Source organism: Moraxella nasicaprae (assembly GCF_025643275.1).
Taxonomy (GTDB): domain Bacteria; phylum Pseudomonadota; class Gammaproteobacteria; order Pseudomonadales; family Moraxellaceae; genus Moraxella; species Moraxella nasicaprae.
This window is the reverse complement of the sequence record NZ_CP089977.1, coordinates 1679069-1695373: the sequence shown is the minus strand read 5'-3', so window position 1 is coordinate 1695373 and position 16305 is coordinate 1679069. Positions and strand designations below refer to the sequence as shown.

The 16305-nt window shown below is 42.7% G+C and carries 9 protein-coding genes and 5 tRNA genes; 7 read left to right on the top strand and 7 right to left on the bottom strand.

What is annotated here, in order from left to right:
* The first annotated feature begins 151 nt into the window (after positions 1-151).
* Together LU297_RS07960 and LU297_RS07955 are read left to right on the top strand one after the other, a co-directional pair.
* Positions 152-1894, top strand: coding sequence for an L-lactate permease (locus LU297_RS07960; protein WP_263075991.1), 1743 nt, complete (start codon positions 152-154; stop codon positions 1892-1894).
* A 233-nt stretch (positions 1895-2127) separates the two neighbouring features.
* Positions 2128-3336, top strand: a complete 1209-nt coding sequence (locus tag LU297_RS07955; RefSeq protein WP_263075990.1) for an alpha-hydroxy acid oxidase — start codon at positions 2128-2130, stop codon at positions 3334-3336.
* A gap of 164 nt (positions 3337-3500) precedes the next feature.
* Here LU297_RS07955 and LU297_RS07950 read toward each other — a convergent pair whose 3' ends face one another.
* The 3 genes from LU297_RS07950 to LU297_RS07940 all read right to left on the bottom strand — a co-directional run bounded on the left by LU297_RS07950 (position 3501) and on the right by LU297_RS07940 (position 8151).
* Positions 3501-5705, bottom strand: a complete 2205-nt coding sequence (locus LU297_RS07950) for a site-specific recombinase (protein WP_263077369.1) — start codon at positions 5703-5705, stop codon at positions 3501-3503.
* A gap of 308 nt (positions 5706-6013) precedes the next feature.
* The gene (locus LU297_RS07945) at positions 6014-7789 is read right to left on the bottom strand and encodes an acyl-CoA dehydrogenase C-terminal domain-containing protein (protein WP_263075989.1); all 1776 of its coding nucleotides are present in this window, start codon (positions 7787-7789) and stop codon (positions 6014-6016) included.
* 277 nt (positions 7790-8066) lie between these two features.
* Positions 8067-8151 (bottom strand) — tRNA-Leu (locus LU297_RS07940).
* A 292-nt stretch (positions 8152-8443) separates the two neighbouring features.
* Here LU297_RS07940 and LU297_RS07935 point away from each other — a divergent pair.
* The 4 genes from LU297_RS07935 (at position 8444) to LU297_RS07920 (ending at position 9307) form a co-directional block, all read left to right on the top strand.
* Positions 8444-8758 carry a rhodanese-like domain-containing protein gene (locus tag LU297_RS07935; RefSeq protein ID WP_263075988.1) on the top strand — a complete coding sequence of 105 codons (315 nt, stop codon included), beginning with the start codon at positions 8444-8446 and terminating at the stop codon, positions 8756-8758.
* A 235-nt stretch (positions 8759-8993) separates the two neighbouring features.
* A tRNA-Pro gene (locus LU297_RS07930) sits at positions 8994-9070 on the top strand.
* Positions 9071-9130: 60 nt separating this feature from the next.
* A tRNA-Arg gene (locus tag LU297_RS07925) sits at positions 9131-9207 on the top strand.
* 24 nt (positions 9208-9231) lie between these two features.
* Positions 9232-9307, top strand: a tRNA-His gene (locus LU297_RS07920).
* A gap of 814 nt (positions 9308-10121) precedes the next feature.
* Here the strand turns inward: LU297_RS07920 and LU297_RS07915 are convergent.
* Entirely contained in the window at positions 10122-11162 is a 1041-nt protein-coding gene (locus tag LU297_RS07915; RefSeq protein WP_263075987.1) for an ATP-binding protein, read from the bottom strand.
* Positions 11163-11266: 104 nt separating this feature from the next.
* On the opposite strand from LU297_RS07915, the gene LU297_RS07910 reads away from it, so the two are divergent.
* On the top strand, positions 11267-11452 hold the full coding sequence (locus LU297_RS07910) for a hypothetical protein (protein ID WP_263075986.1): 186 nt from the start codon (positions 11267-11269) through the stop codon (positions 11450-11452).
* Positions 11453-12032: 580 nt separating this feature from the next.
* Here LU297_RS07910 and LU297_RS07905 read toward each other — a convergent pair.
* From LU297_RS07905 to LU297_RS07895, 3 genes are all read right to left on the bottom strand, one after another.
* Positions 12033-13358, bottom strand: coding sequence for a tyrosine-type recombinase/integrase (locus tag LU297_RS07905; RefSeq protein WP_263075985.1), 1326 nt, complete (start codon positions 13356-13358; stop codon positions 12033-12035).
* 177 nt (positions 13359-13535) lie between these two features.
* Positions 13536-13611 (bottom strand) — tRNA-Ile (locus LU297_RS07900).
* A 54-nt stretch (positions 13612-13665) separates the two neighbouring features.
* Positions 13666-16263, bottom strand: a complete 2598-nt coding sequence (locus LU297_RS07895) for a heavy metal translocating P-type ATPase (RefSeq protein ID WP_263075984.1) — start codon at positions 16261-16263, stop codon at positions 13666-13668.
* Positions 16264-16305 lie beyond the last annotated feature (42 nt).

The following is a 16305-nucleotide window of genomic DNA, read 5'->3' as shown; positions in this document are numbered from 1 at the left end:
GGACGGACACAACACTCATCTTGCCAAAGGCAGATGAGATTTTGTTGTGTTTTTTTATTTTTTAGGCTGTTTTGACTGGCAAATAATTTTAACAATAATTATTGATAAGCAAACTGTCTTTTCTTATACAAATATATTCTAAGGAGCGTTTATGCATACTTTTTTGGCATTGATGCCAATCATAGTCGTATTCGCATTATTGGTCGTGATGCGACTACCTGCAAAAATCGCCATGAGCGTGGCGTATGTCGTTACCGCCTTATTGGCACTGTTTGTTTGGCAAGCCCCATTTAACCAAATTGCTGCTGCCACCACCAATGGCGTACTGACCGCCATCAATGTTTTGTTCATTGTTTTTACTGCTGTACTACTACTAAATACCCTAAAAGCAAGCGGTGCTATCAATGTCATTCGTCAAGGCTTTATGGACATTTCGCCTGACCGTCGTGTGCAGATGATTATTGTGGCATGGCTGTTTGGCTGCCTTATCGAAGGTTCGACAGGTTGGGGTACACCATCAGCCGTTGGTGCACCTTTGCTACTGGCACTGGGCTTTCCTGCGATGGCATCGGTCATGGCAATGCTTGTTATCCAATCTACGCCAGTTTCTTATGGTGCGGTCGGCACTCCGATTCTACTGGGTGTCAAAACAGGCTTGGATAACGAAACCGTTCATTCTGCCATTGCACCAATGCAACTGTCTGACTACCTAATCCAAATCGGCGGTAATGTTGGTGTGATTCACGCCATCATCGGTACTTTGATTCCACTAATTTTGTGCGGTTTCCTAACTCGATTCTTTGGCGAAAAACGCTCATTTACCGAAGGTCTAAAAGCAGCACCATTTGCCATCTTTGCAGGTCTTGCTTTTACCATTCCGTATGCACTGACTGCCAAATTGGTCGGTCCAGAGCTGCCATCGCTCTTAGGTGCGGTTGTTGGTCTGGCGATTGTCGTGCCAGCTGCCAAAGCAGGCTTTTTGACACCAAAAGAAACCTTTGATTTTGCTGCACGAGACAAGTGGGAGCAGGACTGGTTGGGCACTTTACCACCACCAGATGCCAACAGTGAAACCAAAGCAAATTTCTCATTGCTAAAAGCATTCTCGCCTTATCTATTAGTGATTGCTATTTTGGTTGCCACTCGTACCATCGCTCCGCTAAAAGACTGGCTAAATAATCATGCCGTCATTGTATTTAGCGATTTGTTCGGTACTAAAATCACCAGCAAAACTCAGCTACTGTATTCGCCAGGCACGGTACTACTATTGGTATCTATCGTGTGCATCTTCATCTTTGCCATGAAAGGCGATAGCGTCAAAGAAAGCTGGAAAGCCTCTGGCAAAACCATGTTGGCTGCTGCTCCCGCCCTACTGTTTTCTGTGCCAATGGTGCAAGTATTCATCAACTCAGCATCTGCCCCAGAAGCTGCCACACAGCTATTGGCAATGCCACAGGTATTGGCACACAGTGCTGCCGATTTATTTGAAAGTGCTTGGCCACTATTTGCCGCTTGGATTGGTGCGTTAGGTGCATTCATCGCAGGTTCGAACACTGTATCAAACATGATGTTTGCCAACTTCCAATGGAGTACTGCTCTGCAAATTGGTCTTGACAATCATTTGGCTGCCTATGTGGTTGCCTTGCAAGCCGTTGGTGGTGCAGCAGGTAACATGATTAGCGTGCATAATGTCGTGGCTGCCTGTGCGGTGGTTGGTATGGTCAATAAAGAGGGTCTGATTATTCGTAAGACCATCATTGCCATGACCTATTACGCAATCCAAGCAGGTCTGATTGGCATGGCAATCATCTTTAACCCAGTATGGTGGGTTGGTGCAGTCATCTGGCCAATTCTCTTCCTAACCGTGATGAGCAAAACAGGTGCAAAAGCCTAATAGCTCTAACACACCCAAAATAGGCTTGGTCAATCCAAGCCTATTTTTTATTTACCCACTCCATTAGCCTGAACAAAAAACCATCAACGCCTTGACAAATAGGCAAAATAATCCAAAAAACCACAAAAAACAAGCCTCATCGCTATTCTGTTTTGGGTAAAAAAGTTGTAAAATATACCAGTTTGCATTGATTTTTATCAAACAAAAACTCACAACAACAAAAGAGATACTCTATGGCTGACCTAAGCAAAATTACCGAGATTGAAGACTTACGCCGCATTGCTGAGCGTAAAGTTCCTCGCATGTTTTATGACTATGTAGATAGCGGTTCTTGGACACAGACCACTTATCGTAATAACGAAACCGACTTTGACCGCATCAAGCTACGCCAGCGTGTACTGGTTGATATGGAAGGTCGCTCGCTTGCCACTAAGATGATTGGTCAAGATGTGCATATGCCTGTGGCAATCGCTCCAACAGGTTTTACAGGCATGATGTGGGCAGATGGCGAGATTCACGCTGCTCGTGCTGCCGAAAAATTTGGCATTCCCTTTTCTTTATCAACGATGAGCATCTGCTCCATCGAAGATGTGGCTGAGAATACCAGCAAGCCCTTTTGGTTCCAGCTGTATGTCATGAAAGACAAAAAGTTCATGGAAAATCTAATCCGCCGTGCCAAAGATGCCAACTGTTCAGCATTGATTTTGACGGCAGATTTGCAGGTCTTAGGACAACGCCATAAAGACATCAAAAACGGTCTGTCTGCACCACCAAAGCCAACCCTAAAAAATATCCTAAACCTGATGACCAAGCCAGAATGGTGCTTTAATATGCTTGGCACAAAACGCCACACTTTCCGCAATATTGTCGGACATGCTGAGGGCGTGGGTGATTTGTCAAGCCTATCATCATGGACATCAGAACAGTTTGACCCAAGCCTAAACTGGGACGATGTGGCTCGCATTAAAGACCTATGGGGCGGTCCACTCATCATCAAAGGCATCATGGAGCCAGAAGATGCGATTTTGGCAGCCAAATCAGGGGCAGATGCGATGGTCATCTCCAATCATGGTGGTCGTCAGCTTGATGGTGCACCAAGCTCTATCGCTGCTCTATCTGACTGCGTACAAGCAGTACAAGCAGAAAACTCAAACTGTGAAATCTGGCTAGATAGCGGTATTCGCTCAGGTCAAGATGTCCTAAAAGCCATCGCTTTGGGTGCAAAAGGCACGATGATTGGTCGTTCATTCTTGTATGGCTTGGGTGCGTATGGCGAAGATGGCGTGCGTCGTGCCTTAGAAATCATCTATAAAGAATGCGACATCACCATGGCATTCTGCGGTCACACCAACATCAATACCGTCAATCCTGACATCTTTGTCAAAGGCACTTATGAAAACCTAAAAGTGGCTGACCCACACATCAGTCCTGTGCGTTGGTAATGACCAAAAAAACACCGTCCATATTGGCGGTGTTTTTTTATCTTTACTCATGCCGATTGACAGGCTCATCAGTCACATCATACAGATGTCATCAGCCACCCTACCCAATCAACAAAAAAAACCGTCAATCTTTGACGGTTTTTTTATCATCTGACCATGTGGTCTTATTTTGGCAGTTTTGGTGGGTTGGCAGGCTTAGGCAAGGGATTGACATTTTGCGGCTCTTCCACCTGAATATCAGAAAACTCCCCTTTATCCTCAACCACTGGCTCGGTAGGTTCTGGCTCTACTTTTGGCTTAAAGCCCAATCGACGAATGATGGCATCAGAAAAGAATCTGGTCTCTTTGGTTTCTGACTGCTCCTCAAAAATCATCTCACCATCGGTGGTGATTTTGGCATAACTGACCGATTCTTTGCGTGGCCAAAAAAAGTCCCAAGGGCGAGTCAAAAAATGACCAAACACCATGCTGTTTAGTTTTTTCCATTCAAAAATTTTGACCTCTTTGGAGCGTAATGCCACCATCAATGCCAGCGAAAAACTCACCAATAAATTGACCAAGCCAATCAAAATTACACCGATGAATGAGATACTGATGACTTGCCAATCCAAATCGCTGGGCGATAGATAATAGACACCATGTACAAAGTTTGCCGACGCAAAGGCAATATGGCGAATGTCCAAAGGCAGACCCAGCATATAACCCAGTGTGGCGGTACTACCCAAAAAACAACCAAAAATAAAGTTGCCCATGATTGCCCCCAGATTTGCTTCGACAAAACCGCCCAGTCGCTCCTGCCAACGAGTCGGCAAAATCTTGGCAAGCAAAGCATGTCTGCGAATGCGTTCGCCAATATGATTGTAGGCCGCTAAGTTGTCATAATAGCCAGCAATCAACCCTGAAAAAAACAAAAATACCCCAGCAATCGCTGCGTGTGGCAAAGACAAAGAAGCCAATGGGTGTAAATCATGCAACAAATGTGCCGCCATCTTGCCATCAATCATTGGCGTATCATGTAGATAGCCCCAAGTATAGGCAATCAAGAATGCCACAGGCATCGCCACCGAAATATTGCCCAAAATGGCAATGAATTGGGTACGAAAAATATCCACAATCAATTCAGCAAGTTTAGATAGCTGTTTGGCTTTTTTGCCAGAACCATCAGAAATGGTCGAGGCAATCGCCGCTGCCGTCATCGCAGGCTGCTTGGTTGCCACCGTTCCTTTGGCGATATGGATAAACACAAAGCCCAAACCATAAATCATACTGTTCACAAAAGCCCTGCCAATCGGTGCTAATGCCAGATGATATGCCAGCGTTTTGAGCGTTGCCATAAAACCAATAAACAGTCCGCCAATCGCCGCCTTGCGATACATACGCCAATACGCTGCCCTATCCGTGCCGATATAATGCTCACCCACACGCCCAGAATTTTCGGTGATTTTGCGAGAAAGTAGCTTGGTATTATTCTCAATCAAAGAAGCAAAAGTATAGCGAGTCTTAGCAGCTTTGACCACTTGGGTCATCAATTCAACCACCGCCTTATCTCGATTTTGGTCCTTGTCGGTAATCAGTTCAATCAAAATCTGCATTCGATGAATGCTTTGCTCCAAACGCACCAGCAGATTGGTCATGCGAATCGAAATGCCTGTTTTGTACACTCGCTTTCGCACACTAATCACAATCTCTTCACATTGTTCAAGCATCACCAGTAGCGGTGCTGGGTCAATGTCTTGCTCAGGCATTGTATCGGTCAAATCGTCCAACTGATGCAAGGCACGATACTGATTGACAAACAAAATCGCTTCTTGATTTTGGGCGACAAATGACGCTGAATGGTTAAGCAGCTCTGGATAAAACTCCATCAACTCAGCATGCAATCCCATGCCACTGATACGATAAGATAGAATCACAATCGCATTTAGAATGTTGTTTTTGATGGGAGCAACCAAGCCCAAATCACAAGGATTGACCTGCACCAGATTGACCAGCTCGTCCCATTTTTCCTCTTGGATATTGGCAAGCCAACGCCAATCGCTTTTTTTGCTAAAAATAAAATTGGCAAGCTCTACCACCAATTCTTCATTTGGCAATAATGGCAAAAATCGATGCCCAATCAAACGAAAGACGCTGTTTGAAAAGGTCTCATCTGAGGCAATACCTGTATCTGTGTATAGCGGAATTTGGCGGTATTGAAAGATAAGACGCAAAATAAATGCCGCCAAACCCTCTCCGTAGTCAGGATTATTTTTTAGCATGTTAATCAACACATCAATGCGTTCGTTCGCACCCTCGACATCTTCTACATCGACACGCAAAAAATCAACCAACCGTTTGAGCGATTCAGGCTCTGGTAGCTCTTTGAGCATCACAATGTGTTGTAAAATATGTTGCAATTCTGCTGTTTGAAAAGACACGCTTGCACTCCACCAAATATAAAAAAACAAAAAGGTGTATTGATTTGCCAAGTTGGTCAAGTCGCTGTTTGTGGTTAATCAAACCGCTTTTTGTCCAAAAAATCCATCAGCAATCAATACACCATTTGCAAATATGGCAGACAATTTAACACAGATATGCTCATTTGCCAAATAATTGTTGGTAAATTTGAAAGTAATTTTGTATCAAAAAATCATCACATTTAGACCCTCTAAACAATGCTTTTGGGTGTGATGTTTTATCAAACAAAAAATGACGAATCAAATGTCATCATGGTGGCAGAATCTACCCGTGCCATCTGTGCATGGCAAAATAATCTGGGTAATTGCTGTGCCACAAAATAATCTGCCAACGCTCGTCTGCTGTCATAAAACTCGCCTTCTTTATGATGACTGGCATCAACCACCAATAAATACATATAGGCATAGCATAAATAGCCCACCGTATGCAGATAATTGACCGCACTGGCATTGATGGCGTGTTTATCTTGCTTGACCACATCACACAAATGCTGCGTCAATGCACGCACCTCTTGTACCGCTTTCATTAAGGCTGTTACGATGCCATGCTGGTGTTTGGCACGCTGACAATCCTCTTGGATTTCGTCCAAAAATGCCATCATCGACACCCCACCATCTTTGACCACTTTTCGTCCAAGCAAATCCAATGCCTGAATGCCATTTGTCCCCTCATAAATCTGAGCAATACGAGTATCACGAACAATCTGCTCCATACCCCATTCGGTCACATATCCATGCCCGCCAAATACCTGCTGACACTCCACCACCGCCTCAAAAGCCTTATCTGTCAAAAAAGCCTTACAAACAGGGGTTAATAATGCCACCTTTGCTGATGCACGCTGCCGCTCCTCTATTTGCTGACCAAACTTAGCAATGTCTAAATGCTTTGCCACATACATCGCAAAAGTGCGAGCCGCTACACTATTGGCTTTGGCATTAAGCAGCATTCTGCGAACATCAGCAAAACCAACAATAGGGTCGGCATTTTTTTGAGGATTGGCTACACCAGTGTCATGGCGTCCTTGTAGGCGGTCTTGGGCGTAGGCGGTGGCATTTTGATAAGCCAAGACACTTGCTCCAAGCCCCTGCAAGCCCATGGTCACTCGCTCATAATTCATCATCACAAACATGGCAGCAAGTCCTGCATTTTCTTCACCCACCAAAAAACCTATCGCCCCATCAAAATTCATCACGCAAGTGGCTGATGCCTTAATCCCCATCTTGTGTTCAATAGAGCCTGCCTGCACGCCATTTCGTCTGCCCAAAGAACCATCATCGTTCACCAAAAATTTTGGCACAATAAACAATGAAATCCCCTTAGAACCAGCAGGTGCATTGGGTGTTTTGGCAAGCACCAGATGAATGATATTCTCACTCAAATCATGCTCACCGCCTGTGATAAAAATCTTAGTGCCTGTAATAGTGTAGCTACCATCATCATTGGGTGTGGCTTTGGTCTTAATCATGCCCAAATCCGTCCCTGCATGAGCCTCTGTCAAGCACATTGTTCCTGTCCATTCGCCTGCATACAGCTTATGTAAATATCGCTGTTTTTGCTCATCGCTGGCAGCGGCAAGCAAGCAAATGCTTGCACCAATGGTTAAGTTTGGATATAAGGCAAAGGACTGATTGGTGGTAAAAAGCATCTCTTCGGTCAGCATCGTTACCATCTTTGGCATGCCCTGACCGCCATAGGCAACATCGCCACCAAGCCCAATCCAACCCGCCTGTGCATACTGCCGAAACGCCTCTTGAAAACCATCAGGCACAGCCACCTGACCATCGCCCAAATATCTTGCCCCTTGTGCATCGCCTGACTGATTGAGTGGCAGTAACACCTTTGTGGCAAAATGAGCCATTTCCTCCAAAATCATTTCCACCGTATCCATGTCCATATGGTCAAGTTTGGGTGTTGTTGCCCAAAATTGTGCAGCATGAAACACTTCTTTTAGCGTAAAACGCATTTCATCAAGGGGTGCAGTATAAATGAGAGACATATTTATTTCCTTATAAATCAATGGGTTAAACAATATTACCAATCAATCATCAAACAAGCCGATGATGAATAAAATAAGCCAATTATCCACGATGTACAAGGCAAATAAAATGACCCAGCAGTCATTATTTTTATAAAAATAGAACGATGCCAATGAAAGTCGTTAAAAAAACGCCTAACCTTGTTTAAATATCGCCAAATGAAGAGTGTTAAGGAGGGAAAATAGAAAATTTTAGCACAAAAAAAACCAGCCTACAAAAGCTGGTTTTTTCTAATAATGGTGGGGTCGGAGAGACTCGAACTCTCACGGGTCGCCCCGCTGGAACCTAAATCCAGTGCGTCTACCAATTTCGCCACGACCCCAAATGTTTGGTTCAAAGCATCATTGCATTTGATGGACGCTATTATAGCCTAATATTTATTTTTGGCAAGCAATTTTTTGATTTTTTGATAAATTTTTATGTAACCATTTGATTTTTATGATTATTTTTATAAAAATATATATCAAATATCCATGCACATCACACCGCATTCATCATTCTTGGTTTGTCATTAACAAAAAAACATCCATCAGCCATCTTGTCATGCCGATTGGGTTTGTGCCACAATAAATCCGTTATTTATTTTTTCAACCACTTAGTCATTGGAGTTTTTTATGATTAAACAGCTTGCCATTGAAAATTTTCAACCAAATGACACTCACACCATTTGGGATGTCAGAGATTTAGAAAATTATCAAGCAGGTCATATTGAATATGCCCAGAACCAACCCCTAAATGGTCTAAGCAAAGAACTGCTGGATAATACCGAAGGCGACATTTATGTGCTGTGCGGTGGTGGTACCAAAGCCGAAAAGGCGGTGCAACTACTCGAATCACTTGACCCAAGTCGCAACATCATTCATTTGACAGGCGGAACTCGTGGTGCCATCGCTTGTGGCATGAACATCATCAGTGAAACTGGTGAATGACATTGCCAACAACATCTATTTGATGATGGATAAGCTGGGTTATGCCAAACGCTCACTTGGTTTGACGCATAACCCTGCAAAAAAAATTTTCATAAAAAATATATATAAATCAATAACTTATAAACTTTATTTATTTTTTTCAAAAATAGATGTTGACATACTGACCGTCTGACTGTATCATACGCACCACAACGACGCAGTTAAGCAATAAAAAAACAGCGTTGATTGAAAAAATCGGAGTGTAGCGCAGCTTGGTAGCGCATCTGGTTTGGGACCAGAGGGTCGGGGGTTCGAATCCCTCCACTCCGACCAATTTTTTAAAAGAGCCTTTTAGGCTTTTTTTGTTAGTACCAACCTAACAGTACCACTAGAGCGCCTGTAGCTCAGTTGGATAGAGCATCTGCCTTCTAAGCAGGTGGTCGCAGGTTCGAATCCTGCCAGGCGCGCCATTTGCCTGCTTATATTTTATTATGGTGGATGTAGCTCAGTTGGTAGAGCCCTGGATTGTGATTCCAGTTGTCGCGGGTTCAAGTCCCGTCATTCACCCCATATTTCACAAGAAGCCAGTCATTGATTTGATTGGCTTTTTTGTTGTATCATAACATTGTTTAATCTCTAAACAAATCCATACACCTCAGCAAGCCACTCGTATATTTCTGCACAAGCACCCACAAACAAATAAAATCTCTGATACCACTAAGCTTGATGGATGTAGAAATTTATTTTCTTGCGAAATTGTATTTTGTCTCTTACGAATATAATCTTCGATACAATTCCCAATCAAGCGGTTTTATACGGTTTAATACAAACCACCATAAACACGCAACCCCTTACAATGCGTGTTCTTGTGGTTTTGTCATCGTTTGCATTCCTCAGGTTTTAATCCAAAGTTTTTTAGTATGCCGTCTTGGTGTGAATAAATACGGCTTACTTTTGTTGTCGTGTATGATAACCAAAAGCCCTATGGTGGGTGGTAGCGTTATTTTTGTGGGTAGGAAGTCGAAAAAAAGAGGGTTTTTGGTGGGTTTTTTATACCCATGTTTCATCATAAGCAAGGGAAAAAATAAAAAAAGTATTTAAAATCAAATGTTTATTCATACCTAGATATTTAGATTTGCTGGTTGCAAAAAACTTTGAAATTTTTTAAAAAAAAAATCGTTTTTTAGCACCATCATTAAAAAATAAGCCTACTTTTCGCTATGCTGGCGTGGCTTATGGGCTGGTTTTGGGGCGTTTAATGGTGTTTGGGCTGGTGTTGGTGTGTGATTTGGCTTGCTTATTTATCTACATAAAAGCAAAACCCCAAAACATAGGTAGTAATGGGGCTTAGGTGTCAATGGTAACAACCCTATGGCAAGGGGTTTTATTGATTTAATAGCCAATCTTTAAAAAAGGGGTCATCAATTTCATACACACCATTATCCAGCCTAAATAACAATCCCTTATTAGATAGGGAGCGGATAGCCGATTGAATGGCTGGCGTGGTAATACTTAGCCCCAATAGTTCGCTTAACTGCTCTTTGGTGGTGGTGCTGTATGGTTCGCTTTGCCCTGTGGCAATGTGCGTTAATAGGTGCTGTTGTAAGGCGGTTAGGGATTGATAGCTTGACAAATAAACATCATTTGCCCCTGTGTCGGATAATAATTCTTGTTTGGCGGTGGCTAGGGTAAGCAATGGATTTAACGCCATTTTTTCAATTAAAGCCCTTGCCATCTGTGGGCTTTTGTTCATATCATTAAAGGCTTGCCATAACTCATCATTGTTCAAATCTCTTTTGGTGGTGTGATAAAACACCCCTGCCAAATGGTCGGTAAATGCTTTATCCAAATCAGGGAAAGTTAAATTTTGTCCATAATGAAAAAATGGGGCGGTACTTGATGAAAACATTAGCCGTAAGTTTTCACGGCTTGAACCTGTAAAAATCACTTTGATTTTATCTTTGTTTGTGTCTAGGGCGGTTCTAAGGCTGGCTATGATAGGGTAATGGCTTGCCCCTGCTAATGCTTGTATTTCGTCAAGCAGTAGCAAGGTTGGTTTATTTTGATTGGCTAGTGTGCTTAGGGCGTGCAATAAATCATCATTGCCCATTTGTGCCATTTCTACCTTAATGCCTTGTATCTCTATGCTAGATAGATGGCTTAGGGTTTTGGCTATCTTGCCCTTTGCAAAAGCGTTTAACTCATAAATAAAACGCTTTTGGGCGTTGGCATTATCCAAAAAGCTAAAATAAAACACTTGATAATCTTGCTCTTTGGCAAGTGGGGTAATGTCTTTTAATAAAAATTCGGTTTTACCCTTTCTGCGTGGAGCAAAAAAAGTTAAGGCGTGGGATAGTCCGCTATTAAACAGTCCCAAAACCTGCTCAGCTAGGGTAGTGCGTGGGTAGTGCCAAATGTCCTGCATATTTTTCCTATGGTGGGTTGTTGTAGCTTGTATTAGATTACCATAAACTAATTAGACAATACAAATCTAATGCTAACTAAATTAAGCATTGAATTGGTGCTGGCGTGGTTTTTTGGGTGGTTTTGGGGCGTTTAATGGTGTTTGGGCTGGTGTGTTTGGGCTTGTCCTACTCTGATGGCTTGCCTTGCTGTCCATTGCCCATCAATCGCTGTTATTTGGCGTTCTGTGGGCGTTTGGCGGTGCTTGTGGGCTTGGCTGGTGTGATTGTACCGCTTGGGGTGCTGGTGTAGGTGTCTTTGTTGGTGTAGTCTGATTATTATTTATTTCTAAACAATTAAAATTGATAATTTTTATAGTAAAACCAAATTTTACTAAGATTTTTCCCATTATTTCATTTTTCATATATTTAAAAACTTAATCAAAATCAGTAAAAATAATAATAAAATCTATTATTTGTATAAAAAACAACCAAAAATAGCCGTTTTTAATTCATAATTTGGTTAATTTGGTTTTTGGCGACCAAGTTTTGCAGGCATTGAAAATACTGGCTTAGATTATGATTTTCAATTTTTCATTTGGTCGTCAATGACCAAGTTTTGCAGTCATTGAAAACACTATATTACAGGGGTATTTTTTGGCATTTTTTTCATAATTTGGTCGATTTTCTGGGAGGGGTCAAAAAAAATTTAAAAAATGAGAATGATTATTATTCTCAAAAAATGGCTCTGGAAAGTACCAAACAATAAAAAATAGTAAATAAAAATAAATAATAATAATTATATATATAATAATAAATATATATAAATTATTATATATATAATTATCAAATATTAAAAAAGCCCTTTATTAGGGCTTATTTTGTTTTGTTGATTATTGTAGGCGTTTAATGCTTAGTTCTGTTGTGATTTCGCTGTTTGTCTTACCTAGTGATTTAAACAGTTTTTCAATTCCTGCGGTGCTTAGGTCGGTTGTCGTGCGTCTATTGTAGGTGTCAAAGTTGCCTTGCTTGATTTCATCAACAATATTCGCCCAATCATTCATCATTTCAATGCGTATGGGCAACTGGTCAGCTTCATTGTAGGCTTTTTCCACTTCGTTACCGTCAGCGTGGGCAAGTTGTAACTCAATCGCTTTATGGGGGTATTGCATTTGGTTGAGTGCGGTACTTGCCAAGCCTCTAAATCCGTGTCCTGTCATACGCCCTTTATAGCCCATTCGGTGCAAGACTTGCGTTAGTGCGTTTTCTGATAGTGTGCCAGTTTTTGTATGACGGCTATAAAACACATATTCTGTACCAAATCCATAGCTTTTGATGGTTTGTAAAATTTCTACCACTTGTGGGGCAAGCGGTACAATATGAGGGCGTTTCATTTTCATTCTTTCGGCTGGAATGTGCCAAAGATTGTTAATAAAATCAATTTCAGCCCATCGCATTTTAAACAGTTCTGCGGTTCGTACAAAGGTATAACACATCACATAAAAGGCGTGATGGGTCATTGTTTCCATGCTGTCAGCGTCAATATCGGCAAGCAGTTTGGGTAATTCTGTAATTTTAATGCGTGGTCGTTTTTCTTTGGTGTGCTTGCCTACAAATGCACCAATGCCACGAGGTACTGGATTTGTAATATTTGGCGGTGTGTTGCCCTTGACGATATTAAAATCATAAATTGCCCCAATACGCCTAACGCACCGCTTGGCGGTGTCTAATTTGCCTTGTAGCGTCAATTTGTCGCTAATTTGCATAATATCGCCAATGGTTATCTGTTGAATGTCCATGTCCCCTATGATGGGCTTAATATGATACAAATACTGGTTTTGCTCTCTTAAAAATGTTTTGGGTTGTAGTTGGTTTTTTTGACTGTCAAGCCATAGATTAGCAAAATAATCAAAGCTAGTGCGTTGTTTTTGCTTGTCTTTGGCTTGTTTTCTTTCGTCTTTTGGGTTTATCCCTTGTGCTAAAAGTTCTCTAATGCGGATATTTTCAGCTCTTGCCATTGATAGGCTCATATAGGGGTATTTACCTATGGTCATCTCTTGCTTTTGTCCGTTCCAGCGATAAACCACGCCCCATGATATAGTTCCTGTATGCCTTACCCACGCTTGTAAGCCGTTTCCATCGCTAACCCTTTTAATTTTGTTCATTGGTTGGTTTGGGTCAGCTTTCAAGCGTTTTAGTGCTAAGTCAGATAATGCCATAGTTTCAAGCCTTTTTAGGGTTATATTTTTATTGCTCACTAATATATCCCCAAATATACCCCCAAATCAAGCGGTTTTGTACGGTTTAATACGAACCGCCATAAACACACAACCCCTTACAATTCCTAACGATTAAGGGCGTTCGTGAACCAGCACGAACGCCCTTAAATTGGTATATGGTAGGCCCAGCAGGACTTGAACCTGCGACCAAGGGATTATGAGTCCCCTGCTCTAACCACTGAGCTATGAGCCCGAAAAGAAACTTTGGCGTATTATACACAACTCATCATTCATAGTAAAGCAAAAACTAGCTTCTCTTGATTCGCATGGCATTGAGCACCACAAGCAAACTAGATAGCGACATACCAATCGCTGCCAGCCAAGGTGGCACATAGCCAAATGCCGCTGGAATCAACACCGCAGTATTATAAATCAATGCCCATCTTAAATTTTGGCGAATGATTTTTTGGGTAATGCTGGCAACATGCAAAGCCTGCTTAATGGGCAACAACTGACCGCCAAGCAAGATACTATCACTAGATACCTGAGCCAAATCCGCCGCACCTGCAATGGAGGTGGATACATTAGCAGCCGCCAAGACAGGAGCGTCATTGATGCCATCGCCCACCATCATGACGGTATGACCATCTTGCTGCAAGCGTTTGATGTGATTGACTTTATCCTCTGGACTAAGCCTATAATGCACTTCATCAATACCCAAGTTCTTGGCAACCTGCAAGGCGTTGGGATTAGGGTCGCCTGTCAGCATGATGGGCGTGATGTTTTGTTGTTTTAGTGCATCAATCATCATTTTGGCATCTGAACGCACAGGGTCATTAAAATAAAATCGTGCCAACACCTGCCAAACACCATCTATGCTGGCAGACAGCACCACCGACATATTGGCTTGATATGTCGCCAAATCCTCCACCAGCGTTTGATTCTCTTTGCCATCTAAGACAAATTTATCATGCCCAATGCGATACCAAACACCATCAATCAAGCCCTCAATCCCGCCTGCAACATGATGCAAAATTTCACTGCTGGCTGGCAGATGAAGACCATGAGCTGCGGTCAAAATCGCCCGTGCCACAGGGTGCTTGCTCCCAATCTCCAAAGCAGCAGCGATGCTTAATGCTTGTTTTTCATCAATGTGATTGGTTATTGTGGCAAGCAAATTTGCCTGCCCCATCGTCAGCGTACCTGTCTTATCAAAAGCCACATAGCCAACCTCGGATAATGTCTGAATGGTATGTCCACGAGTGCTTAAAAAGCCAAAACTTGCCAAGCGATTGGTTGCCACCGTCAATGCAATTGGCGTGGCAAGCGACAATGCACAAGGACAGGTTGCCACCAATACCGCCACCGTCGCCCAAAGTGCTTGGCTTTTATCCACAAAAAACCACACCGCAAACACCAAAAGCGACAACACAAGCACTCTTGCCACAAACCATCTGGCCATTTTGTCGGCATCTTGGGCGATTTTGGGTTTTTCACTCATGGCACGATTCATCAAGCGGTCAATCAAGGCGATTTGGCTGTCGTCCACTTCTTTGGTGATGAGCATGATGAAGGGCTGACTGTCATTTTGTGAACCACCGACCATCGTATCGCCAAACGATTTGACAATCAAATCGCTTTCGCCTGTCAATAGACTTTGGGAGACGGTGGCGGTTTTTGAGAGTAGCACGCCATCAGCAACAATCTGAGAGCCTGCCTCAATGAACACCACATCGCCCACTTTGACACTTTGGGCAAGGATTTTGTCAGTATCATCAAGTCGATGATTGGTCAGTTTGAGCTCATCGCCATCGGATTGATGTGTTTGTTGCCAGCGTTGCCAAAATTGCTGTAATTGTGTGGTATCTAGTGTATTTTGTTCAATGCTGTCAATCAGCTCATGGGCGTGCGTGATTTTTTTGACCAAAATTGGCTCAATCACCACCAAATCGGTTGCCATATTAGATGCTTTTAGGCGAGCATTTTGTTCAATGTATCGTCCCGCCAGCAAGAAAAAAATGAACATCGCCACCGAATCAAAATAAGTCTCGCCAGCCCCAAGCAGTGTGGCGTATAGACTTGCCACAAAAGTCGTGACCAAAGCAATGGACACAGGCACATCCATATTGACCTGCTTGGCACGAATGGCATGATATGCCGACATAAAAAATGGCACACCTGAATAAAAAAATACAGGAATACTCACAAATAATGACACATATCGCAAAAAGTCCCGATGCTCAGTCAGCATACCGCTGTACGCCCCAAAGTACATACCAATGGAGAACATCATCGCTTGCATGGCACCAAGTGCAGCAATGCCTAAACGAATGAGCATTTGTTTGTTTTGGCGTTTGAGCATTGCCTCATGGGTATCTTGACGATACGGCTTGGCATCATAACCGACCGAATGCACCGCTTTTAAGATTTCACTGATGGGCAAGACGCTTTCGTCCCAATTAACTCGCATTCGTTGTTGAGTTAGATTGACCTGACAAGACTTGACACCTGACAAGGCACGCAATCTACTTTCAATCAGCCAAGTACAAGCAGCACATTTTAGATTTAATACCGATAATTCTGCGGTACTACCACCACTTTCGGCATAGACAAACTGTGCCTTAATGTCATCATGGTCATAAGCGGTAAAATTGATGGCGTCAGGCAAGCTGGCGGTTGGACTGATTTCACGGCGGTCTAAATAATACTGAGATAATCCAGCCTCCACGATGCTTTGGGCGGCAAGCTGGCAACCTAGACAGCACATGGCTCTGGGTTTGTCAAAAATCATCGTAAAAAACGGCTGTTTTGGTAAAATCTCACCACAGTGAAAACAGCTGCCTTCTGGGGGTAATACCAAACTTTGTTCAATTTGGTCAAAATCAGGAGAATTGGCTTGGTTCATGGTTTTGTTATTATGATGAATTTGACTTATTATAACACAAGC

Bases quoted from the DNA above. Each gene is read 5' to 3' on its own strand.
- LU297_RS07950 (WP_263077369.1), bottom strand. From the start codon at position 5,705: ATGCTCAAAGAGCTACCAGAGCCTGAATCGCTCAAACGGTTGGTTGAT.
- LU297_RS07935 (WP_263075988.1), top strand. From the start codon at position 8,444: ATGATTAAACAGCTTGCCATTGAAAATTTTCAACCAAATGACACTCAC.
- LU297_RS07905 (WP_263075985.1), bottom strand. From the start codon at position 13,358: ATGGCATTATCTGACTTAGCACTAAAACGCTTGAAAGCTGACCCAAAC.
- LU297_RS07960 (WP_263075991.1), top strand. From the start codon at position 152: ATGCATACTTTTTTGGCATTGATGCCAATCATAGTCGTATTCGCATTA.
- LU297_RS07895 (WP_263075984.1), bottom strand. From the start codon at position 16,263: ATGAACCAAGCCAATTCTCCTGATTTTGACCAAATTGAACAAAGTTTG.
- LU297_RS07955 (WP_263075990.1), top strand. From the start codon at position 2,128: ATGGCTGACCTAAGCAAAATTACCGAGATTGAAGACTTACGCCGCATT.
- LU297_RS07945 (WP_263075989.1), bottom strand. From the start codon at position 7,789: ATGTCTCTCATTTATACTGCACCCCTTGATGAAATGCGTTTTACGCTA.
- LU297_RS07915 (WP_263075987.1), bottom strand. From the start codon at position 11,162: ATGCAGGACATTTGGCACTACCCACGCACTACCCTAGCTGAGCAGGTT.